A 19161-nucleotide genomic window follows, 5' to 3' on the forward strand; every position below is an offset into this window, starting at 1 on the left:
GAATCAAAGCCAAAACGCCTATGTGCCGTAGTAGTCGCGGAACCACGCCACGAAGCGCGCGATGCCGTCGCGGTAATCGGTCTGCGGGCGATACCCGGTCAGTCGCTGCAGCAGGGACGCGTCGGCCCAGGTCGCGGGCACGTCGCCCATCTGCATGGGCATGTAGTTGCGCCGGGCGGGAATGCCCAATTCGGCCTCGATCGCGTCGATGAAATCCAGCAGCCGGACCTTTTCCGAGTTCCCGATGTTGACGATGCGGAAGGGCGCCACCGGGCTCAGGCTGTCGCCGGTCTCGATCGCCGCGGGTGTCTCGGGGCGCTCGGGAATCGCGTCCATCAGCAGGCGGATGCCGCGCACCAGGTCGTCGACGTAGGTGAAGTCGCGGTACATCTCGCCTTGGTTGTAGACGTCGATGGGCTGGCCCTCGAGGATCGCGTCGACGAACTTGAACAGCGCCATGTCGGGCCGGCCCCACGGGCCGTACACGGTGAAGAAGCGGAACATCGTCGTGGGCAGGTCCCACAGGTGGGCATAGGCGTGGCCCATGCTCTCGTTGGCCTTCTTCGTGGCGGCGTAGATAGTCATCTGCGTGTCGGCCTTGGCCGTCTCGGCATAGGGCATCTCGGCGTTGGCGCCGTAGACCGAGCTGGTCGAGGCCATCAGCAGGTGCCGCACCGCGTGGGCGCGGGCGGCCTCCATGACGTTGAAGGTGCCCACCAAGTTGCTGTCGATGTAGGCGCGCGGGTTCTCGAGGCTGTAACGCACCCCGGCCTGTGCGGCCAAGTGCACGATCACGTCGGGCGCGAAGTCGTCGGCGGCTGCCTGCAGCGTCTCGTTGTCTTCCAGCCAAGCCTCGGTCGCGGTGAAACCGGGGCTTTGCAACAGCATCTGGTGGCGCCGCTGCTTGAGGGCGACGTCGTAGTAATCCGTCATGCCGTCGTAGCCATGCACGCGCATGCCCTGGTCCAGCAGCAGCCGGGCGAGGTGATAGCCGATGAAGCCGGCGGTGCCGGTGATAAGAACCCGTGTCATGGCCCCCTTCTAGGTGATCGTGCCCGTGCCCGCGAGATCAATTCGCCCAGTCGCGCGCGAAGGGGTCGTCCGGGTAGCCCACGCCGGCAAGGTAGAGCCCCTGCGGCGGGCTGACCGGGCCGCAGGCCGCGCGCTCGCGCGCCGCCAGAGCCGCGCGCACGTCGTCGGGTGCCCAGGCGCCGGCGCCCACGCGTTCCAGCGTGCCGACGATGCTGCGCACCTGGTTGTGCAGGAACGACCGCGCGCGCAGGCGAAAACGCAGCTCCGGCCCGCTCTGGCCCGCGTGGTGGTCGATCCGAAGGTCGTCCAGCGTCTTGACCGGGCTGTTGGCCTGGCAGATCGACGACCGGAAGGTGGTGAAGTCGTGGTGACCCACAAGGTGCGCCGCGCCCGCGCGCATCGCCGCCACGTCCAGGTCGCGCGGCACCTGCCAGACCATCCCGCGTTCCAGCGTGGCCGGTGCGCGCCGCATCAGCAGGCGAAAGAGGTAGCGCCGTTCGATGGCCGAGAACCGCGCGTGCCAATCCTCCGACACTCGGGCGCAGTCCACCACCGCGACCGGCGCGGGTTTCAGGTGGTAATTCAGTGCCTCCGACAGGCGGAAGGGTGTCCAAGCCTTGGTCAGGTCGCAATGGGCCACCTGTGCCAGCGCATGAACGCCCGCGTCCGTGCGTCCGGCGGCGGCGATGCGGTGCGGTCCCGGCTCCAGCCGCGCCAGCGCCTCTTCCACCGAACCTTGCACCGACGGCTGGTCACGCTGTCGTTGCCACCCGCAGAAGGGGGCGCCGTTGTATTCGATCCGCAGGGCATAACGTGGCATGGCAGGCCCCTTAGCGCGATTTGCCCCGCGACGGAAGGTTGCGCCACGGCCGACAGGGTGCTGGCATGGTGCGCGTGGCGGGGTTAGGCTGCGGCCGACCGGGGGACACCGGGACGGACCGGGGCAGAAGGGGCAGGCGCTTGGCGTTCACGACACTGGCAGACGCCGTCACGCGCGGGACGGAGACGCTGGGCGACCGCGTGTCCGAGGCGCTTTTCGAGCCGGTGATCCGGCTTGGCGTCACCGGGCTGGCGCGGTCAGGCAAGACGGTCTTCATCACATCGCTTGTCGCCAACCTGATGGACCGCGGGCGCATGCCGGCGTTTCAGGCGGCCGCGCAGGGGCGCATCGTCGCCGCCTTCCTGCAACCGCAGCCGGACGTCACCGTTCCGCGCTTCGACTACGAAGGGCATGTCGGCGCGCTGACGGCCGCGGAACCGCACTGGCCCGAAAGCACGCGGGCGGTGTCGGAACTGCGGCTGTCGCTGCGCGTGCAGCCCGAGGGGTTGCTGGGCGGGCTGGCCGGGCCGCGGACCGTGCACCTGGATATCGTGGATTACCCGGGGGAATGGCTTCTCGACCTCGCGATGATGGAACGCAGCTACGCCGAGTGGTCCGAAACCGTACTGGCGCGAATCGCCGGTCGGCCGCAGGCGGCGGCATTCGTGGCCCAGGCACGCGCGGCCGACGGCACCGCCCCCCTGGACGAACCCGTGGCGCAGCAGCTGGCACGCGGTTTCACCGATTACCTGCATGCCGCGCGGGACGCGGGGTATTCCGATTGCACGCCGGGGCGGTTCCTGCTGCCGGGCGACCTGGCGGGGTCCCCGGTGCTGACCTTCGCGCCGCTGCCGCGGCCCGAAGCCGCGCCGCGCGGGTCGTTGTGGCGCGAGATGGACCGGCGGTTCGAGGCCTACAAGCGCGAGGTCGTCAAACCCTTCTTTCGCGATCACTTCGCCCGGATCGACCGGCAGGTCGTGTTGCTGGACGTCCTGGGCGCGCTGCACGACGGGCCGTCGGCCGTGGATGACATGCGCCGCACGATGGCGGAGATCCTCGGTGCGTTCCGCCCCGGCCACAACGCCGTCCTTGCCCGTCTTCTGCGCGGCCGGCGCGTCGACCGTATCCTGTTCGCCGCCACCAAGGCCGACCACCTGCACCACACCCAGCACGACCGGCTGGCCGCGATCACCGCCGCGCTGGTGCGCGACGCCCGCGACCGCGCCGATTTCGCCGGGGCCGAGACCCGTGCCATGGCCATCGCGGCGCTGCGCGCGACCGTCGAGGAAACGGTCGCGCACAAGGGCGAGACGCTCGACTGCATTCGCGGCACGCTATTGGAGCCCGATGGCGCGCGCGGGCGGCAGGCGGCCTTTCATACCGGCGCGCTTCCGGAGGATCCCGCACGGGTGCTGGCGGCCGCCCGCGACGGCGGCGCAACGTGGCTCGACGACGAATTCGGCGCGCGGGCCTTCGCACCGGCGCGGCTGACGCTGAAGCCCGGCGAGGGGCCGCCGCACATCCGCCTCGACCGGGCGGCCGAGTTCCTGATCGGAGACCGCCTGTGACGGGCGCACCCCTCGCACCGCGGCGCGCGCGGCTGTGGCACCTGCCGCGGTTGGCGGGTATCCTGTGGGCCTTCACACGCGCCACGCCGTGGCTGCCCCGCGTGCGCACGCGCAGTGCCGACCTGCGCGCCCTGGCCTGCGTCGTGTGGCGCGGATGGGTGCGCGTCATCGCGGACGAGCGCGGGCCGGCGGGGTTCATCGCCCGTGACGGCGGGCACATCCACGCGCTCTATGTCCACCCGCGGGCGCGGGGGCGCGGGTTCGGCCGCGCACTTCTCGACGAGGCCAAGACGCGCGAGGCCAGGCTGGAACTCCGGGTGGTGCAGGCAAATGCGCCGGCGCGCGGGTTCTATGCAGCGCAGGGCTTTGCCGAGGCCGGTTTCGGCGCCGGCGCGGACAATGACGAGAACCTGCCGGACGTGCGCATGGTCTGGCCGGCACGGAGAAGGGAGACGCCGGCATGACGAAAGGCCCGATCCTGATCGACCTGGAGGAGGGGGAAGGCACCCGGCCCGGACCGGATGCCGTTCCGCCGGTTCCCGACCCGGAGGAACCGGACGGCCGCGCGCCGGAGGGCCGTGCCATGCAGACCCTGGCGGGCCTCGCGGCGCGGCGGCCGTCGTGGCTGGCCCGCGCGTTCTGGACGCTTCTGGCCGCGGTGATCGCCGCGGCGGTGTCGGTCGCAGCCTGGGATTTCGCGGCCGCCATGATCGCCCGGCACCGCCTGCTGGGATATGCGGTTGCGGGGCTTCTGCTGGCCCTCGTCGCCGTTCTGGCCGCGATCGCGCTGCGCGAGGCCGCGGGCTTTGCCCGGTTGCGGCGAATCGACCGGTTGCAGCGCGCAGCCGCACGCGCGCGCAGCGATGCGGATCTTTCCGCCGCCCGGGAGGTGACGGGCCGGCTTGACCGTCTCTACGCGGGCCGGGAGGACACGCGCTGGGGGCGGGCGCGACTGGCCGAGCGCGGGCACGAGCAGTTCGATGCCGCCGGCCTTCTGGATCTCGCCGAGGCCGAGCTGCTGGCCCCGCTGGACACGGCGGCGGCGGCCGAGGTGCAGGCGGCCGCACGGCAGGTGGCGGCGGCCACCGCGCTGGTGCCGCTGGCGCTGGTGGACGTGGTGGCCGCGCTGGGCGCGAACATGCGGATGATCCGCCGCATCGCGGAGATCTACGGCGGACGCGCGGGAACGCTGGGCAGCTGGCGCCTGGCACGGGCGGTGCTGACGCACCTGGTGGCCACCGGGGCCGTGGCGGTGGGCGACGACCTGCTGGGCTCCATTGCCGGGGGCGGGCTGGTGTCGAAACTGTCGCGCCGCTTCGGCGAGGGGCTTGTGAACGGGGCGCTGACGGCGCGCGTCGGCGTGGCGGCGATGGAGGTCTGCCGCCCCGTTTCCTTCGGCGCCGGGCGGCGGCCGTCCGTCTCGGGGCTGGTCAAGCGCGCGCTGACCGGGTTGTTCGGCCAGAGCTGATGGTTTGGACGAAAGCAGTGCGCCTGCGGCGCGCGCGATCGACGTGGCGAGGGGCGCTGCCCCTCGCGCTCCCCGGAGTATTTCGGGCAAGATGAAGCAGCGGGGTCAACGGAGTTTCGGCACGCCGCCCTCGTGCGTTTCGCGGTCGGTGACGCCCGCGCGCAGGGAGCGACCGATACGGTGTGCCAGCGCGGACCACGCTGCGGCCTGATCGGGGCGCAGCTCGGCCTGCAGGACCGAGTCGAACAGCGCCAGCCAGGTCGAGAACATGCCCGGCTTGACGTTGCCCGCCTTGACGTGGGCAGCCATCGGGCTGCCGTCGTAGCCCCGTTCGTGCAGGATGATGTTGGCCCAGAAGCGGGTGACCTTTTCCTCGTGCGCGGGCCAGTCGTCGACATGCGCGGCGAAGACGGGCCCCAGGCCCGGGTGTGCGCGCACGGACGCGTAGAAGCGGGCGACGACGCGCTCGATCTCGGGGCGGGTGATGTCGAAACGTGGCGGCAGTGCGGTGCTCATACGCCTCATCTGGCCCGGATCGCGGCCGGGCGCAAGACGTGGGCGGGCCGCCCTCTGGACGCTTGTCGCCTGCGTGCCTATAAGGCGGGCCATGACCAGCCTGCGTGCGATCCTCATTCGAATTACCGGCCCGGCGCTCTGAGGATCCAGGGCCGCCGGGACAAGGCGTCAGGGACCCCGCGCCGCCCTCATCCGCCGCAAGAGACAGCCGACAAAGGACGCCACCGATGTGCGCCGACACGCCCGATTACAAAGACACCCTGAACCTGCCGAAGACCGATTTCCCGATGCGCGCGGGCTTGCCCAGGCGCGAGCCCGCGTGGCTCGCCCGGTGGGAGACGATCGGCGTCTATGACCGCCTGCGCGAAAAGCGGGGCCGCCCCCCCTTCACGCTGCACGACGGGCCGCCCTATGCCAACGGGCATCTGCACATCGGCCACGCGCTCAACAAGATCCTCAAGGACATGGTGGTGCGCAGCCAGCAGATGCTGGGCTACGATGCGCGCTACATCCCCGGGTGGGATTGCCACGGCCTGCCCATCGAGTGGAAGATCGAGCAGGACTACCGCGCCAAGGGGCGCAACAAGGACGAGGTCGACATGGTCGATTTCCGGCAGGAATGCCGGAAGTTCGCCGAGGGCTGGATCGACGTGCAGCGCGAGGAGTTCAAGCGGCTGGGCGTGACCGGCAACTGGGCCGATCCCTACCTGACGATGGACTACCGCGCCGAGCGGATCATCGCCGAGGAGTTCCAGACATTCCTGATGAACGGCACGCTCTACCAGGGCTCGCGCCCGGTGATGTGGTCGCCCATCGAGAAGACGGCGCTGGCCGAGGCCGAGGTGGAGTACCACGACAAGGAGAGCTTCACGATCTGGGTGAAGTTCCGCGTCGAAGCTCCTGCCGATGCCGATCTGGCCGGCGCGCACGTGGTGATCTGGACCACCACGCCCTGGACCATCCCGTCGAACAAGGCGGTCGTTTATGGCGAGGACATCGCCTATGGCCTCTACGAGGTGACGGACACGCCGGAGGAATGCTGGGCCAATGTCGGCGATCGCTACATCCTCGCCGACAAGCTGGCGGAGGATGTGTTGGGCCGCGCGCGGCTCAACGACGATCAGTGGACACGCCTGCGTGGCGTAACGGCCGAGGAACTGAGTGGCCTGTCGCTCGCCCACCCGTTGGCCGGCGCCGAAGGCTCGAACGGCGAATGGGACGATCCCCGCGATTTCCGCGCCGCCGATTTCGTCACCGACGAGGAGGGCACGGGCTTCGTCCATTGCGCGCCGAGCCACGGCATGGACGAGTACCTGCTCTACCAGGAGCTGGGGATGCTCGACCGGGTCATCACCCACAACGTTCTGGACGATGGCAGTTTCCGCCCCGACCTGCCCTTCTTCGGCGGCACGCGCATCCTGAAGGAGAACGGCAAGGAGGGCGATGCCAACAAGGCCATCATCGACAAGCTGGCGCAGGTCGGCGGCCTGCTGGCGCGCGGCAAGATCAAGCATTCCTACCCGCATTCGTGGCGGTCCAAGGCGCCGGTCATCTACCGCAACACGCCGCAGTGGTTCGCCGCCATCGACCGGCCGCTGGGCGACGGCAAGGACGATTACGGCACCACGATCCGCGAGCGCGCTCTGAAATCCATCGACGCGCTGGTCACCTGGACGCCGCCCTCGGGGCGCAACCGGCTGCATTCCATGATCGAGACCCGCCCCGACTGGGTTCTGAGCCGGCAACGCGCCTGGGGCGTGCCGCTGACCTGTTTCACCAGGAAGGGCGCGGCGCCCACGGACCCCGGGTTCCTGTTGAAGAACGCGGAGGTGAACGCGCGCATCCTCGCGGCCTTCGAGGCGGAGGGCGCCGACGCGTGGTACAAGCCGGGCGCCAAGGAGCGTTTCCTGGACGGCATCGTGGACCCCGACGCCTGGGAGAAGGTCGACGACATCCTCGACGTGTGGTTCGATTCGGGCAGCACCCACGCCTTCGTGCTGCGCGACCGCGCCGACGGCACCGAGGACGGGCTGGCCGATCTCTACCTCGAAGGCACCGACCAGCACCGCGGCTGGTTCCATTCCTCGATGCTGCAGGCCTGCGGCACCATCGGGCGCGCGCCCTACCGCGGGGTGCTCACGCACGGGTTCACGCTCGACGAGAAGGGCAACAAGATGTCCAAGAGCCTCGGCAACACCGTGGCGCCCGACGACGTGACCCAGCAGTATGGCGCGGACATCCTGCGGCTCTGGGTGGCGCAGTCCGACTACACCGCCGACCTGCGCATCGGGCCGGAGATCCTGAAGGGAGTGGCCGACAGCTACCGCCGGTTGCGCAACACCATGCGTTTCATGCTGGGGTCGCTGGCGCATTTCTCCGAAGCCGACCGGGTGGAGCTGTCGGAGATGCCCGAGCTTGAACAGTGGGTGCTGCACCGTCTGGCCGAACTCGACCACCGGGTGCGCACGGGCTACGCCGCCTATGATTTCCAGGGCGTGTTCCAGGCGCTGTTCAACTTCTGCACCGTGGAATTGTCCGCGTTCTACTTCGACATCCGCAAGGACACGCTTTACTGCGACGGTGACACGGCGCGGCGGCGCGCGGCACGCACGGTGCTGGACATCCTGTTCCACCGGCTGACCACGTGGCTGGCACCCGTGCTGGTGTTCACGATGGAGGAGGTCTGGCTGGAGCGTTACCCGGGCGAAGACAGCAGCGTGCACCTGCACGACATCCCCGAGACCCCGGCCGACTGGATCAATGAGCCGCTGGCGCAGAAATGGGCACAGGTGCGGCAGGCCCGCCGCGTGGTCACCGCCGCGCTGGAGGTGCAGCGCGCCGACAAGGTGATCGGTGCCAGCCTCGAGGCCGCACCGGTGGTGCACGTGCGCGATCCGGAAATGCTCGAGGTGCTCAAGTCGGTGAATTTCGCGGACATCTGCATCACCTCCGGGCTGCAGCTGACGGGTGACCCCAGCCCGGCCGAGGCGTTCCGCCTGCCCGAGGTGGACGGCGTCGGTGTGGTCTTCGAGGCGGCGGAGGGCACCAAGTGCGATCGCTGCTGGAAGGTCTTGCCCGATGTCGGCGCGCACGGCCACCCCGGCACCTGCGCCCGCTGTGACGCGGCGTTGCGCGAGCGGACGGCAGAGGTGTCATGAGGCGAGGCGGGGGCGCTGCCCCCGTCGCCGTGCGGTTCAACGCCTGCGCGCGAAGAAGTCCCTGAGAAGCCGCTCGGCCTCGGCCTCGGCGATGCCCTCGATCACCTCGGGGCGGTGGTGGCACTGCGGATGCGTGAAGATGCGGGGGCCGTGGGCGACGCCGCCGGATTTCGGGTCCGCGGCGCCGTAGACCAGCCGGGCGATGCGCGCGAAACCGATGGCCGCGGCGCACATCGGGCAGGGTTCCAGCGTGACATAGAGCGCGTGGCCCGGCAGCCGTTCGCTGCCCGCCGCACGGCAGGCGGCGCGGATCGTCAGGATCTCGGCATGGGCGGTCGGATCGTCGAGCTCGCGCGTCCGGTTTCCGGCGCGGGCGACCTCGGACCCGTCGGGGGCGACCAGAACCGCGCCCACCGGGACCTCTCCGCGCCGGGCGGCGGCGCGGGCCTGCGCCAGGGCGGCGTCCATGTGGCTGCGGAACGTCATGGCTTTCTGTGCCCCGGCCGGCCGGTCGGCGCAAGGGTCGGGGTCAGCTGCAGATCCGCTCGGCCTCGGTGCCGTAGGCCTTGTAGCGGTCCCAGAAGCGTTCGTCGGAATGGCGATCCGACTGGCGCACTTCCTGCGCGGCGTGCGGATCACGGTAGAAGGTCACGGCGCGGCTCTGCTCCGCCCCGGTGAGCGTGCGGTCCGCGACCGCCTGTATGCAGCCGCACAACTCGCGCGACCGTCCGGGGCGGTCGGACTCCATGCAGGCCCGGCTGATCGGACCCGACGCGATGCGCGCCACGGGCGCGGCCAGCTCCGGCCGTTCGGGCGGGGGGGCGCCGCCGCATCCGGCCAGAAGTGTGACCGTGCACAGGATGATCGGGTTTCTCATGGTGCGTCTTGACCGGCCTTGCTGTCCCCTGCGGGATACATGGCGCATTCTTCCGGTTTTTTCAATTCACAAGCGTGCCGCGACCTGCAACACTCGGCGCCGCATGCCGCGGTGCGGCGCAACGGGAGGCGCGAGACGACACGATGACCCTCGATCTTTCGACCCTCATCCTCATCGCCGTGATCGTGATGCTGGCACAGCCCGTACTGGCAGCCCGGTTGTTCGCGTTCCGCCGCGAACAGGCCATCCGCGGGATCGAGCGCAAGCGCCGCAGCCGGGTGATCACCATGATCCACCGCCAGGAAAAGCGCAGCCTGTTCGGCGTGAACGTGTCGCGCATGATCGACCTCGAGGATGCGCAGACCATCATTTCGGCGATCAAGGCCACCCCCGACGACAAGCCCATCGACCTGGTGCTGCACACGCCGGGCGGGCTGGTTCTGGCGGCGATGCAGATCGCCCGGGCGGTCGAATCGCATCCGGCGAAGGTGACGGTCTTCGTGCCGATCTACGCGATGTCGGGCGGCACGCTGATCGCGCTGGCGGCCGACGAGATCGTGATGGGCGAGTTCTCCATGCTGGGGCCGATCGATCCGCAGATCATGGGCGTGTCGGCGGCGTCTGTGCTGGCCGCCCGGGACGCCAAGCCGGTCGAACACGTTTCGGACGTGGCGCTGGTGCTGGCCGATGTCAGCGACAAGGCGATCGCGCAGGTGCGCCGCGGCGCGGTGGAAATCATGACCCCGCGGATCGAGCAGGCCACGGCCGAGAAACTGGCCGATACGCTGACCAGCGGCATATGGACGCATGATTACGCCCTGACGCCGCAGGAGGCGAAGGATCTCGGCGTGCCCTCGGTCACGGTGGACATGCCGCCCGAGGTTCTGGACCTCATGAAACTCTACCCGCAGCCGGTGAAACAAAGCGCGGTCGAATTCATTCCCTTTGATCCGCCGGGCAAGCGGATGACCTGAGCGGGTGCCCCTAGACCGCTTCGTTGAGCATCGCGTCTTCGACCGTCTGATCCGCGACGCGCGCCGGGCTGGAGCCTGCGGCCTCGGCGCGGTCGAGGATGCGCTGCATCGTCGTCTCGAGCGCGGTCAGTTTCTCGCGCACCCAGATCTCGCGGTCCTCGATTTGCAGGATTTCGGTGGCGGCGTTGATGATGCCCCCCGCGTTGGCGACATAGTCGGGCAGGTAGAGGATGCCGCGCGAGGCGAGCGCGTCAGCATCCCCGAGGGTATCGAGCTGGTTGTTGGCCGCACCCGCGACCAGCGCGGCGCGGATTCCGGGGACGGTACGGGCATTCAGGATGCCGCCGATGGCGCAAGGGGCGAAGATATCGGCGGCGGCCGCGTGTATGTCCTCAGGCGCGGCGGTTTCCGCCGAGAAGTCCTGTTGTGCGGCCGCCAGCCGCACGGTGTCGGTGTCTGCGACTGTCAGGCGCGCGCCCGCGTCGTGCAGCAGCCGGCACAGGTGCCAGCCGACGTGCCCCAGCCCCTGCACGGCGACGTGCCTGCCGGCAAGATCATCGTTGCCCAGCCTGTGGCGCGCGCCGATGCGCATCGCGCCCAGGACGCCCCGCGCCGTGATCGGCGACGGGTCGCCACTGGCGTGCGCGCCGCGGTCGAGGCCCGCGACGAACCTGCTTTCCTGGGCGATCTCGGCCATGTCGTCGGGTGTCATGCCCATGTCCTCGGCCGTCCAGTAGCGGCCCTCGAGCGCATCGACGGCGCGGCCGAAGGCGCGCAGCATCGCCGATGTCTTGTCGCTGGCGGGGTCGCCCATGATCACGGCCTTGCCGCCCCCCAATGGCAGGCCGGCGGCGGCGTTCTTGTAGCTCATGCCGCGCGACAGGTTGAGCACATCGTCCAGCGCGGCGCCGTCGCCGGAATAGCGGCGCATTCGCAGGCCGCCGGCAGCCGGCCCGAGGTGCGTGGAATGCAGCGCGATAAAGCCGCGCAGGCCGGTCGGTGCGTCCTCGACACGGTAGACCGCTTCGTGCGTGTCGGATTCGAGTCTGGTAAGCATGGGATCTCCTCCTGCCCGATAGATACGAAGACTCCGGCGCGAAAAAACAGCAAATCACGGTAAAATTCCGGTTACGATTGGCCGAAACCACCAAGGAAAGGCCGGATTTTGGAAAAAATGGACAGCATAGACCGCCGCATCATCGCGCAACTGCAACGCGACGGCCGACAAAGGCTGTCGGCGCTGTCGCAGGCGGTGGGGCTTTCGCCCACCCCCTGCGCACGGCGCGTGGCGCGGTTGGAGGACGCCGGCGTGATAGCCGGCTATTCGGCGCGCGTGGACCAGGAAAAGCTGGGACTGCCGCTCAACGTCTTCATCTTCGTTGAACTGGAAAAGCAGACGCGCGAGGCCATCGACACCTTCGAGGCCGCGCTGCGGCGGTTCGACGAGGTGATGGAGTGTTACCTGATGACCGGCACGCGCGATGTGCTGATCCGGGTGGTCGCCGCCGACCTTTCGTCCTTCGACCGGTTCCTCGAGCACGGGCTGATGCAGACGCCCGGCATCCGGTCGATGCGGTCGAGCTTCGCGTTGCGCGCGATGATCCGCCGCGACGTGCTGCCCGGGGTGGGCTGAGCGCGGCCTCAGATCCTCTGGTCGTAGTCGCCCACAGACGGTTCGGTGCGGATCACCGTATCGATGTCGGCGAAGATCGCGCGCATCTCGGCCTCCGACTGGCTGCTTTCGCAGACCACGACGAGGTTGGGGGTATTGGAACTGGCCCGCACCAGCCCCCAACTGCCGTTGTCGAGGATGACACGGGCACCGTTGACGGTGACGACCTCCTTGATCTGGCGGCCCGCGACCGTCTCGCCGGTCTCGTGCTTGGCGACCAGCTTGGCCACGATGCGGTCGAGAACGTCGTATTTCTCGGTGTCCGCGCAGTAGGGCGACATCGTGGGGGTCGCGAAGGTCTCGGGCAGGGCGGCGCGCAGGTCCGACATCGCCATGCCGGGATGCCGGTCCATCAGCTTGCAGATCTCCACGGCCACGCGCAGCCCGTCGTCGTAACCGCGGCCGACCGGTTCGGCCAGGAAATAATGCCCCGATTTCTCGAAGCCCGCGAGCGCGCCCAGTTCCTTGACCCTGCGCTTCATGTGGCTGTGGCCGGTCTTCCAGTAGTCGGCCTTGGCCCCGTTCGCCACCAGTTCGGGATCGGCGGCGAACAGGCCGGTGGACTTCACGTCGGCCACGAAGGTGGCACCCGGATGCAGCCGTGACAGGTCGCGGGCAAGGATCACGCCCATCTTGTCGGCAAAGATCTCGTGCCCGGTGTCATCCACCACGCCGCAACGGTCGCCGTCGCCGTCGAAGCCCAGCGCGAGGTCGGCGCCGCTGGCCTTCAGCGTGGCGGCCATGTCGTGCAGCATCTCCATCGCCTCGGGGTTGGGGTTGTAGGCCGGGAAGGTGTAGTCAAGCTCGGTGTGGCTTGGCACGACCTCGGCGCCGATGCGTTCGAACATCTCGGGCGCGAAGGCGCCCGCCGTTCCGTTGCCGGTGGCACAGACCACCTTGAGCGGCCGGGACAGCCGGAAGTCGCCCACCAGGTCGTCAAGGTAGGCGTCGCGCACGCCGTCGACGAATTCGTACGCGCCGCCGGTGCGCGCCTCGCCCTCGCCGCCCAGGACAATCTCGCGCAGTTCGGCCATTTCGTCGGGGCCGTGCGTGAGCGGGCGGTCGAAGCCCATCTTCACGCCGGTCCAGCCGTTGGGATTGTGGCTGGCCGTCACCATTGCCACCGCGGGCGCGTCCAGGTGGAACTGTGCGAAATAGGCCATCGGCGAAAGCGCCGGGCCGATGTCGCGCACCCGGATCCCCGCCTGCATCAGCCCGAGGACCAGCGCGTTCTTGATGGCCAGCGAATAATCCCGGTAATCGTTGCCCACGGCGATCACCGGTTCGATCCCGCGGCGATGCATCTGCGTGCCCAGCCCGAGGCCCAGCGCCGTCATCCCCGGCAGGTTGATCTCTCCAGGGTACTGCCAGCGTGCATCGTATTCGCGGAATCCCGTGGGGGCGATCATCGGGTCGCGCAGGAATTCCCAAGTGTTCGGGGTGACGGTGAAATCGGGGCGCGTCATCTTGGCCTTTCTGTGAAAAGGTCGGAAAGTTCAAATGTCATTCGGGCAGGCGAACCGGGTCGGCCTTGGCCAGCCGGTCGAATTGCATCAGGCTTTGCACCAGATCGGCCATGTCCTGCAAGGGGATCATGTTGGGCCCGTCGCTGGGGGCAGTGTCCGGGTCTTCGTGGGTTTCGATGAACACTCCCGCGATGCCGAGGCTGACGGCCGCGCGGGCCATGACGGGGGCGAATTCGCGCTGTCCTCCGCTGGATCCGCCGCGGCCGCCGGGTTGTTGCACGGAATGAGTGGCGTCCATCACCACCGGGTAGCCCGAGGCCGCCATCTGGGGCAGGGCGCGCATGTCGGCGACCAGCGTGTTGTAGCCGAAGCTGGTGCCGCGCTCCGTCAGCAGGATGCGGCCGTTGCCGGTGTCCTCGATCTTGGCCGTGACGTTGGGCATGTCCCACGGCGCGAGGAACTGCCCCTTCTTGACGTTGACAACCGCCCCGGTGTCACCTGCCGCGCGCAGAAGGTCCGTTTGCCGGCACAGAAAGGCGGGGATCTGCAGGATGTCTGCCACCGCTGCCACAGGGGCGCATTGCTCTGGCAGATGCACGTCGGTCAGCACCGGCACGCCCAGCGACCGGCGAAGCGCGCGCAGCATGTCCAGCCCCGCGTCGAGGCCGGGGCCGCGCTTGCCACCGCCCGAGGTGCGGTTGGCCTTGTCGAAGGATGCCTTGAAGACGTATTGCGCGCCGTGTGCCGCGCAGATCTCCTGCATCCGGCCTGCGATCATCTCGGCGTGCCCGGCCGACTCCAGCTGGCAGGGGCCGGCGATCACGGTCAGCGGCCGGTCGTTGCCGACCGTGAGCCCGGCGAATTCTATCTGTTTCATGTCAGGACGACACCTGTTCGCGCAGGATGGAGGCGGTGAGCGAGATCATCAGGTAGATGCCCGCAAAGATCAGGAAGGCGAGCACCGTGTTCTCGAAGGCCCGCGGGTAGGACGGGTCCTGCGATGGCACGGGTTTGACGCTCACCGTCAGATACCGCACCTGCTTGTTTGCCTCGATCTCGCTTTGCCGCTTGTTCTCGAGCGCGGACTGCAGCACCAAGTCGGCCGTGGCGAGGTCCGCCTTGGCCATCTGGATCTCGGCCGTCTTGGAGGCCAGGGAATCGTCGCCCTCGGTGGCCTCGGTGAGCCGCGCATTCTGCTTGGCCAGCTCTTCCTTCAACACCTCGACCTCGCTGCGCAGTGCGTCGACCTTGGCCTGGTTCGGGCGGCTGTTGTTGAGCTGAGTGTTGAGCGCGAGCTGCTTTTCCTGCAACTGCATCTCGACGCTGCCGATGAGCTGCCGGATGTTGGCGATCTCGCCTTCCGGATCGAGCAGCGTCCCCTCCTGCAGCTTGACCAGCCTTTCCTGCGCCTCGCGCCGCTGCTGCTTGGCGTCCTCGAGGCTTTCCTCGGCGGTCTTGACGGCGTCGCGCCGCTTGCGCTGGCTGAGGTTGTCCACCCGTTCCTCGGCATAGCCGATCAGGGCGCGGGAAAACCGCGCGCTGACCTCGGGGTCGGCGGTGGCGACCTCCATCCGGATCACGCCCTCGGTCGGGTCATAGCCCAGCGTCACGTATTTCTGGTAAAGGTCGTAGACATCCTCGTTCGTGGCGTCGGGCTCCAGCCGCTGGACCGGGTCGATGTGCGGCTGGCTGAAATGCGCGCGAAAGCCTTCATCCTCGTCGAGGCGCAGCATCGCGTCTTTCGACTGCAGGTAGGATTGCGTCGCGATCGCGTCCTGTCCGGTGGCGAACTGGCTTGGCAGGAGGCCACCGAGGCCCCCGCTCGAGCCCGACCCGGCGCCGTCGGCCTGCAGGATCAGGAATTCCGACTTGGTGGAATACATCGGCGTGGCCACGGCATAGAAATAGTAGCCGGCGAGCAGCGTCGGCAGCAGGACGAAGGCGGCCAGCCGCGTGAACAGAAGCAGCAACTTGCGCTGGCGCCGGCGCGCGATGTCGCGCTGGATCTTGAGGACTTCCTCGCTGCGGCGTTCGGCCGGGCTCAGTTCCGTCGAGGGCAGGTTGTTTTCCTCGGCCGGCACCGTCTGTGGCAGTTGCGTATCGGTTCGCGTCAGCGCGCGGCTTTCGCCCGACCCCTCGTCGGTGCCGCCGGCCCGGTCGTTCGTGACGAGTTCCAGGATGTTGCTGCGCGAGAACGGGTCGATGCCGCGCGTGCGCAACAGGCGCACCGCGTCGAAATCGGACGTCGGGGCCAGCCCGTGTTTCTGCGCCATGCGGCGCGCCATGCGCAGTTGGCGGCCCGTCAGGCCCTCGCGCCGGATCGCGTCGATCTCCTGTGCGGCCGAATGATGCCCTTGACCCGCCTCGGCCACAGGGCCGGCCTGCGGGGCGCGCGCAGCGTCGCCACCGTTGGGCGGCTGCTGCGCGCGATCCTGATGGCCCGTGTCATGTGCACCGGATTGCTGCTGGCCGCCGTCCTGCTGGCGGGGCTGTTGTGACGCCTCCTGCCCGGACGCCTGCCCCTGGCCGCCGGTGGCGGTCGGGCCCCGGCGGATGCGGAACTTTCTAGCCTTGGGTTTCATAGTCATAAAGCTGCTTGGCCTCTTCCAAGGTGTCGAACATGTGGAGCTTGCCGTCCATGAGAACCGCGGCCTCGCGCGCGAATTTTTCCAGGACGCGCGGCTTGTGCGAAACGATGATCACGGTGGTCGTGCTCAGCCGTTCACGCAGGATCTCGCCGGCCTTGCGGTTGAACTCCACGTCGGTCGAGCTCGGCATGCCCTCGTCGATCAAGTATATATCAAAATCCAGTGCCAGAAGAAGCGCGAAGGTGAACCGCGCCTTCATGCCCGAGGAATAGGTGCCCAGCGGCTGGTCGAAGTATTCGCCGAGATCGCACATCCAGCGGCAGAATGCCTCGACGTAGTCCGGGTCGAGCCCGTAGAGGCGTGCGATGTAGCGGCTGTTCTCCATCGCGGAGATCTTGCTGACGACGCCGCCCATGAAACCCAGCGGAAAGCTGATGTTGCAGCCGCGCCGGATCTCGCCCTCGTCCGGTTTCTCCAGGCCCGCCATCATGTTGATGAGCGTCGTCTTGCCCGTCCCGTTGGGGGCCAGCACGCCCATGCTGCGGCCGAGTTCGACGCGGAAGGACACGCGGTCAAGGATCACCTTGCGCTGCGTGCCGGTCCAGAAGGACTTGCTCACATTGTCGAATTCGAGCATCGATGGCTCCGGTTCTGCTCGGCCTTGCCCTCTTGAATACCGGGGCATTCTTTCGGTGGCATCAACCGCGGCCCTTACGGTATGCCGCAATCCTGTCGGAATTTAAGATATTTCAGGTCGATATCTTGGCGCAACAGCCCAAACCGGCCTCAAGAGACCGGGTTGAGCGTCGATCCGGCTGTTTCTGCAACCATGCGGTGATCGGGATTTCCATGAATCCCGGCCCATTGGAGGCCAAGGGCCGGGCCGCTGTTCGCGGAATCATGCCACCGCTTGCCATGCCAGGCCGGCCAGCACGGCACCGATCACCGCGAAGCCGATGTAGGCGGCGAAAACGCGCGGTTTGACCAGCGCCCAGACAGCAATCGCGGCGGGAATGCAGCTGACGCCGCCGGCGATGACGAAACTCATCGCGGCGCCCTGCGTCATCCCCTGCGCCAGCAGCGCGTCAACCATCGGGACCGCGGCATAGCCGTTGAGGTAGGCCGGCGCGCCCACGACGGCGCCCAGGATGATCGGCATCGGGCCCGAGCCGCCCAGCACGCCGGCGACCGTGTCGGCGGGGATGTATTCGAGCATCAGCGCCTCGACCACATAAGCCAGCGCCAGCCATTTCAGCAGGAATACCGCGTTGTCGAGCGCGGTGGCGCGGAAACTGTCGCGCCGCGCCTGTTCCTTCCAGAAGCGCCAGACCGGCTTGCCCTCGAAGGGTTTCTTCACCCCGCAGCAGCCGCCGACCTGCGGCTTTTCGCGCAGCGGGTCGGTGAAGATGACCGACCCGGCCAGCGCCATGGTCGCGAAGCCTCCGAACAGCCCGATGCTTATCGCCGCGGCCGTCTTCGCGATCGCGAAATCCCAGCCCAGCGTGCCAGAGGTTATCAGGAACATCGCGGGATCCATCAGCGGCGATGCGAGCCAGAGCGCCATGACCGCGCCCAGCGGCGCGCCGAGCGCCAGCATGGCGGCGATGAACGGGATGATCTCGCACGAGCAGAACGGTGCAAGCCCGCCGATGAAGGCCGCGAGCACGATCATCCGCGATTGCCGCCCCTCGAAGGCGCGAGCGACGAGCGTCTCGGCACCGGTGGCCTTCATGTAGGCCACGGCAAGCACCGCGAAGGCGATGAAGGGGGCGGTGTGCCACAGCGCTTCGGTCGCGAAGCTCACGGTCGGGATGAACTGCGCGCGGTCGAGCACCGCGACGCCCGCAAGTATGGCGACAAGCGCCGCCCATGCCTTGTCGGTTCGCGCCCACAGGCTGCGCGGGACGGGAAGGGCGGTGTCAGTCATGGCTCTTGTCCTCGCAGGGGGTTGCACTGTCGGCGCAGCATTCGCGCATGAGGAATTCCGACAGCGCGCGCAACTCGTCATAGGCCACCGCCGCACAGATGATCGACCGGCCGTGCCGTTCCTGGCGGACCAGCCCGGCCTGCGTCAGGATCTTCATGTGATGCGTGAGCGTGGACCCCGTCACGCCTGTTCGACGCCCCAGTTCGCCGATGGTCAGCCCATCGGGCCCGGCACGCACCAGCGTGCGCAGCACGCCGAGGCGCTGTTCACTGCCCAGCGCGGCGAAGGTCGATGCCGCGATTTCGAGTTCGGGTCCGGGAATCGCTGTCTCTTTCATATTTCTAGAATTGTAGAAATGTCAGCGGGTTTCAAGGGATGATTTCAAGATTATCGAAATATCGGGGGCGAGCATTTCGCGGCATTTTGGCAGACCGGGCACAGGGCCTAGATTGCGTGCATGACCCGGAGGCGCCAATGTCCGACCTGAAAGAGCAGATCGAGAGCTGTCGGCTCTGCGCCGATCGCTTCTCGGCCACGCGGACGGCCCATGCGCCGCGCCCGGTGGTGTGGTTCCGGCCTTCGGCCCGCGTGCTGATCGCGGGCCAGGCGCCGGGGATGCGCGTGCACAAGTCGGGCAAGCCGTTCGACGATCCCTCTGGCGACCGGCTGCGCGACTGGCTGGGCATGGCGGCAGACGAATTCTATGACGCTGACCGCGTTGCGATCGTGCCGATGGCGTTCTGCTTCCCGGGTTACGACGCGCGCGGCAGCGACTTGCCGCCGCCGAAGGTCTGCGGCCAGACGTGGCACGATCGTGTCATGGCCGTCCTGCAGAACGTCCGCCTGACGGTCGTGGTCGGCGGCCATGCCCACCGCTACCATCTGGGCACCCGCGCTCCGGTGACAGAGGTTGTGGCGAACTGGCGGGCGCGGGCACCGGACCTTTTCGCCTTGCCGCACCCGTCGTGGCGCAATACGGCGTGGCTGAGAAAAAACCCCTGGTTCGAGGCCGAAATCGTGCCCGAACTCCGGGCCCGCGTGAGGGAGGTCATGCGTGACTGATACGGAAACCACCCCCCTTGATGTTGCGCATGA

General features: G+C 68.3%; 19 protein-coding genes. 7 read left to right on the top strand and 12 right to left on the bottom strand.

Features of this window, described 5'->3' with window-relative positions:
* Nucleotides 1-18 precede the first annotated feature (18 nt).
* Both CEF10_RS01955 and truA read right to left on the bottom strand, forming a co-directional pair.
* Nucleotides 19-1032, bottom strand: coding sequence for an NAD-dependent epimerase/dehydratase family protein (locus tag CEF10_RS01955; protein WP_101065662.1), 1014 nt, complete (start codon nucleotides 1030-1032; stop codon nucleotides 19-21).
* Between the two features lie 37 nt (nucleotides 1033-1069).
* Nucleotides 1070-1852 (bottom strand): tRNA pseudouridine(38-40) synthase TruA, encoded by a 783-nt coding sequence (truA, locus tag CEF10_RS01960; RefSeq protein ID WP_101065663.1) that lies wholly within the window; start codon nucleotides 1850-1852, stop codon nucleotides 1070-1072.
* Between the two features lie 140 nt (nucleotides 1853-1992).
* Between truA and CEF10_RS01965 the strand changes: the two genes are divergently transcribed.
* Genes CEF10_RS01965 through CEF10_RS01975 form a run of 3 tightly spaced genes read left to right on the top strand, consistent with a single transcriptional unit; the run spans nucleotide 1993 to nucleotide 4888 of the window.
* Nucleotides 1993-3420, top strand: a complete 1428-nt coding sequence (locus tag CEF10_RS01965; protein WP_101065664.1) for a YcjX family GTP-binding protein — start codon at nucleotides 1993-1995, stop codon at nucleotides 3418-3420.
* Nucleotides 3417-3884, top strand: coding sequence for a GNAT family N-acetyltransferase (locus CEF10_RS01970; protein WP_101065665.1), 468 nt, complete (start codon nucleotides 3417-3419; stop codon nucleotides 3882-3884). Before CEF10_RS01965 ends, CEF10_RS01970 begins: the two co-directional genes overlap by 4 nt.
* Entirely contained in the window at nucleotides 3881-4888 is a 1008-nt protein-coding gene (locus CEF10_RS01975; RefSeq protein ID WP_101065666.1) for a YcjF family protein, read from the top strand. The genes CEF10_RS01970 and CEF10_RS01975 overlap by 4 nt, the downstream gene beginning before the upstream one ends.
* Nucleotides 4889-4993: 105 nt before the next feature.
* On the opposite strand, the gene CEF10_RS01980 is transcribed toward CEF10_RS01975, so the two are convergent.
* Nucleotides 4994-5404 (bottom strand): group III truncated hemoglobin, encoded by a 411-nt coding sequence (locus CEF10_RS01980; RefSeq protein WP_101065667.1) that lies wholly within the window; start codon nucleotides 5402-5404, stop codon nucleotides 4994-4996.
* A 227-nt stretch (nucleotides 5405-5631) separates the two neighbouring features.
* Here CEF10_RS01980 and ileS point away from each other — a divergent pair, with 227 nt between their 5' ends.
* A complete protein-coding gene (gene ileS, locus CEF10_RS01985; protein ID WP_101065668.1) occupies nucleotides 5632-8562 on the top strand; it encodes an isoleucine--tRNA ligase in 2931 nt (976 codons plus the stop codon).
* Between the two features lie 36 nt (nucleotides 8563-8598).
* Here the strand turns inward: ileS and CEF10_RS01990 are convergent, their stop codons facing one another.
* Together CEF10_RS01990 and CEF10_RS01995 are read right to left on the bottom strand one after the other, a co-directional pair.
* Nucleotides 8599-9048: a nucleoside deaminase gene (locus CEF10_RS01990; RefSeq protein WP_101065669.1), complete on the bottom strand. Its 450-nt coding sequence runs from the start codon at nucleotides 9046-9048 to the stop codon at nucleotides 8599-8601.
* A gap of 43 nt (nucleotides 9049-9091) precedes the next feature.
* Nucleotides 9092-9439, bottom strand: coding sequence for a hypothetical protein (locus CEF10_RS01995; RefSeq protein WP_232796368.1), 348 nt, complete (start codon nucleotides 9437-9439; stop codon nucleotides 9092-9094).
* A gap of 143 nt (nucleotides 9440-9582) precedes the next feature.
* Here CEF10_RS01995 and CEF10_RS02000 point away from each other — a divergent pair, with 143 nt between their 5' ends.
* Nucleotides 9583-10413, top strand: a complete 831-nt coding sequence (locus tag CEF10_RS02000; protein ID WP_101065670.1) for an SDH family Clp fold serine proteinase — start codon at nucleotides 9583-9585, stop codon at nucleotides 10411-10413.
* Nucleotides 10414-10423: 10 nt separating this feature from the next.
* On the opposite strand, the gene CEF10_RS02005 is transcribed toward CEF10_RS02000, so the two are convergent.
* A complete protein-coding gene (locus CEF10_RS02005; protein ID WP_101065671.1) occupies nucleotides 10424-11470 on the bottom strand; it encodes a Glu/Leu/Phe/Val family dehydrogenase in 1047 nt (348 codons plus the stop codon).
* A gap of 117 nt (nucleotides 11471-11587) precedes the next feature.
* Between CEF10_RS02005 and CEF10_RS02010 the strand changes: the two genes are divergently transcribed.
* A complete protein-coding gene (locus CEF10_RS02010; RefSeq protein WP_101065672.1) occupies nucleotides 11588-12046 on the top strand; it encodes an Lrp/AsnC family transcriptional regulator in 459 nt (152 codons plus the stop codon).
* 8 nt (nucleotides 12047-12054) lie between these two features.
* On the opposite strand, the gene CEF10_RS02015 is transcribed toward CEF10_RS02010, so the two are convergent.
* The 6 genes from CEF10_RS02015 to CEF10_RS02040 all read right to left on the bottom strand — a co-directional run bounded on the left by CEF10_RS02015 (nucleotide 12055) and on the right by CEF10_RS02040 (nucleotide 18403).
* Nucleotides 12055-13551, bottom strand: a complete 1497-nt coding sequence (locus tag CEF10_RS02015) for a phosphomannomutase/phosphoglucomutase (protein ID WP_101065673.1) — start codon at nucleotides 13549-13551, stop codon at nucleotides 12055-12057.
* Between the two features lie 37 nt (nucleotides 13552-13588).
* A complete protein-coding gene (kdsA, locus tag CEF10_RS02020; RefSeq protein WP_101065674.1) occupies nucleotides 13589-14428 on the bottom strand; it encodes a 3-deoxy-8-phosphooctulonate synthase in 840 nt (279 codons plus the stop codon).
* Between the two features lies 1 nt (nucleotide 14429).
* Nucleotides 14430-16139 carry a capsule biosynthesis protein gene (locus CEF10_RS02025; RefSeq protein ID WP_101065675.1) on the bottom strand — a complete coding sequence of 570 codons (1710 nt, stop codon included), beginning with the start codon at nucleotides 16137-16139 and terminating at the stop codon, nucleotides 14430-14432.
* Nucleotides 16117-16776, bottom strand: a complete 660-nt coding sequence (locus CEF10_RS02030) for an ABC transporter ATP-binding protein (RefSeq protein WP_101065676.1) — start codon at nucleotides 16774-16776, stop codon at nucleotides 16117-16119. The genes CEF10_RS02025 and CEF10_RS02030 overlap by 23 nt, the downstream gene beginning before the upstream one ends.
* A gap of 261 nt (nucleotides 16777-17037) precedes the next feature.
* Complete coding sequence (locus tag CEF10_RS02035; protein WP_101065677.1) at nucleotides 17038-18066, bottom strand: permease; 1029 nt, start codon at nucleotides 18064-18066, stop codon at nucleotides 17038-17040.
* The gene (locus tag CEF10_RS02040) at nucleotides 18059-18403 is read right to left on the bottom strand and encodes an ArsR/SmtB family transcription factor (RefSeq protein WP_101065678.1); all 345 of its coding nucleotides are present in this window, start codon (nucleotides 18401-18403) and stop codon (nucleotides 18059-18061) included. Before CEF10_RS02040 ends, CEF10_RS02035 begins: the two co-directional genes overlap by 8 nt.
* A gap of 137 nt (nucleotides 18404-18540) precedes the next feature.
* On the opposite strand from CEF10_RS02040, the gene CEF10_RS02045 reads away from it, so the two are divergent.
* On the top strand, nucleotides 18541-19128 hold the full coding sequence (locus tag CEF10_RS02045; protein ID WP_101065679.1) for a uracil-DNA glycosylase family protein: 588 nt from the start codon (nucleotides 18541-18543) through the stop codon (nucleotides 19126-19128).
* Nucleotides 19129-19161 lie beyond the last annotated feature (33 nt).

The organism is Roseovarius salinarum (genome assembly GCF_002834145.1).
In the GTDB taxonomy this organism is placed as follows: domain Bacteria; phylum Pseudomonadota; class Alphaproteobacteria; order Rhodobacterales; family Rhodobacteraceae; genus Roseovarius; species Roseovarius salinarum.